Consider the following 2,326-nt stretch of genomic DNA (forward strand, 5'->3'; position numbering starts at 1 on the left):
GGAGCGAATCGACCGGAAGCGTAGCTTTCATTGTGCGTTTCCTTAGAGCGTGCCAGCGCGCGCGTTGCGTCGCTCAAGATAGGCGGACAGCTGCGACAGGATCGTTGTCATCACGAGGTAGATGAGGGCCGTGGCGATATAGAACTCGAATGGGCGGAACGTCGTCGCGATCAACATCTGTGAGTAGAGAGTCAGCTCCATAACGGTGATCGTTGAAAGCAGGGATGTATTCTTGAGACAGGTGATTGCCTCGTTGGTTAGCGGCGGGAGGATGATCCTGAATACCTGGGGCAGGATGATTGTCGTCATCGTCTTGCGGCGCGAGATGCCGAGCGCCATGGCAGATTCCGTTTGCCCCGCTGGAATGGCCGAGAGGCCGGATCGTACGATCTCGGCTACATAAGCTCCCGAATTCACGCCCAGTGCGAACACGCCCGCCACGAAGGGCGAGAGCTTCACACCGAATTGCGGGAAGCCGAAATAGACGATGAAGACCTGGATCAGTGTCGGCGTTCCGCGGATGAACCAGATGTAGAAGGTCGAGACCCATCGCACTGGCGCGATGCGCGAGGTCTTGCCCAACGCGGCCGCGAGCCCGCAAATCCAGCTGACGGCGATCACCAGAATGGTGACCGAGAAGACGATCCAGGCGGCGCTTATAAAGCCGGGGGCATAGGTGGAGAGAGCGCTACTCATATCATTTCACTCAATAGGATTCGTGCAGGACGCGGCTTAGGAACTGACGCATCCTTTCGGACTGCGGGTTGCGCAGGACGTCCCTCGATGGCCCGGATTCCGCAATGACCCCGCGGTCGAAGAACAAGGTGCGAGAACTCACGTCGCGGGCGAAGGCAATCTCATGGGTCACAATCAGCATTGTCATGCCTTCGTTGGCGAGTTCGGCCATCAAGCCGAGCACCTCACCGACCAGTTCAGGGTCGAGGGCTGAGGTCACTTCGTCGAACAGCATCGCCTTAGGCTGCATGGCGAGCGCCCGCACGATAGCGACGCGTTGCTGCTGGCCTCCTGAAAGCTGGAACGGATAGTGATTGCGTCGTTGCGCCAGGCCAATGCGATCCAGAAGCTGCTCGGCCTGCCCCGCAGCGTCGCGTCGGCTGACGCCCTTGACCAGCATCGGCGCGCACATGACGTTCTCCATCACGGTCTTGTGCGGCCACAGATTATAACTTTGGAACACCATCCCGATCTGGGTGCGCAGTTGGCGGAGGCGTTCCTCGCCGATGATGGTCTTGCGGTTCCCGTCGAAATCAGCGACGAAATTTCCGAATTCGATCCTGCCGGCGCTCGGTCGTTCCATCAGATTGACGCAGCGCAGCAACGTCGATTTGCCTGATCCGCTGCCCCCGATAATGGCGACGACTTCGCCACGCGCTACTTCCACAGAAATTCCCTGAAGCACCTTGAGACTGCCGAAACTCTTTTCGATGTTCTGCAGTCTAAGCAATGAAACGTCGCCATTGGCTGGGGCTGCAAGTGTCATCCGGCGGCCCCGGACTGAATGTCGACTTGAAGGTCGGTCGGCGTGCGGGCATCGCCGTTGATGGGCGTGATGTCTTGGGGGCATGCGGACAGAACCAGCGTCAGGTCGATTTCGGCCCGCAGCACAACATAGTCACCCGCGACGGACTGAGGCGGCAGGCGATCCACGCTCCCGTCGGCAGACACTGGAACATTCATGAACAGGTTGAGCGATGCGGGGGTGAAGGGAAGTTTGATGCCGGCCTGCTCGAGCGCCTCATGCAGATTGTCGGTGCAAGTGCGGTGGTTGTCGGAAGCACCGAGTTCCCGGTAGATCGCACGATTGCAAGGGCACAACAGCGTATCGTGATGACCGGGCGATGTGTCCTCGACTACGGTCAACATGAGCCGGCGATTGTTGGACACGAGCCGAGCCCCCTTGTCTACGAAGACATTGGAGTTGATCGACCGGGTATTGTCCATCGACAGGTGCTCGTGAGGATCGTCCGCGGCGAAGGCCCAGGTATCGGAAACTTGCGTGCCGGACGGCGTTGCGATGCTGATGAGGTCGCCGGTCTTGAGCGTAAAGGAGCGACCATAGCTAGCCGGCACCACGAAGTGCTTCGTCGTCATCTTGATTCCTTGATTGGTGGCGCGACGCTGTAGCCGGCCGCCTCCAACTTCTGGCGCAGCCTCTTGGCCATGGTAACCGCGTCCGGCGTATCGCCGTGAACGCAAATGCTGTCGATACGCGCCGCGATTTTTTTGCCGGATTCGCAGATCACCATGTCAGCCTCGATCATCCGCAACACCCGTTCGGCGGCCAGCTCCGGATCATGGATTACGG

Annotated in this window: 4 protein-coding genes; all 4 read right to left on the reverse strand. The window is 59.4% G+C overall.

Annotated features, from left to right (window positions below; translation table 11 throughout):
* Positions 1-42 precede the first annotated feature (42 nt).
* On the reverse strand, positions 43-696 hold the full coding sequence (locus EN993_RS34810) for an amino acid ABC transporter permease (protein WP_127266142.1): 654 nt from the start codon (positions 694-696) through the stop codon (positions 43-45).
* A 10-nt stretch (positions 697-706) separates the two neighbouring features.
* Positions 707-1,501, reverse strand: a complete 795-nt coding sequence (locus tag EN993_RS34815) for an amino acid ABC transporter ATP-binding protein (protein ID WP_127266143.1) — start codon at positions 1,499-1,501, stop codon at positions 707-709.
* Complete coding sequence (locus tag EN993_RS34820; protein WP_127266144.1) at positions 1,498-2,112, reverse strand: urea carboxylase-associated family protein; 615 nt, start codon at positions 2,110-2,112, stop codon at positions 1,498-1,500. Before EN993_RS34820 ends, EN993_RS34815 begins: the two co-directional genes overlap by 4 nt.
* The coding region (locus tag EN993_RS34825; protein WP_206532474.1) for a LamB/YcsF family protein at positions 2,109-2,326 on the reverse strand (218 nt) is incomplete at its 5' end. The genes EN993_RS34825 and EN993_RS34820, both read right to left, overlap by 4 nt.

Source organism: Mesorhizobium sp. M7D.F.Ca.US.004.01.2.1 (assembly GCF_003997785.1).
In the GTDB taxonomy this organism is placed as follows: Bacteria; Pseudomonadota; Alphaproteobacteria; order Rhizobiales; family Rhizobiaceae; genus Mesorhizobium; species Mesorhizobium loti.

Coding starts and splice junctions, on each gene's coding strand:
- EN993_RS34810 (WP_127266142.1), bottom strand. CDS start 696: ATGAGTAGCGCTCTCTCCACCTATGCCCCCGGCTTTATAAGCGCCGCC.
- EN993_RS34815 (WP_127266143.1), bottom strand. CDS start 1,501: ATGACACTTGCAGCCCCAGCCAATGGCGACGTTTCATTGCTTAGACTG.
- EN993_RS34820 (WP_127266144.1), bottom strand. CDS start 2,112: ATGACGACGAAGCACTTCGTGGTGCCGGCTAGCTATGGTCGCTCCTTT.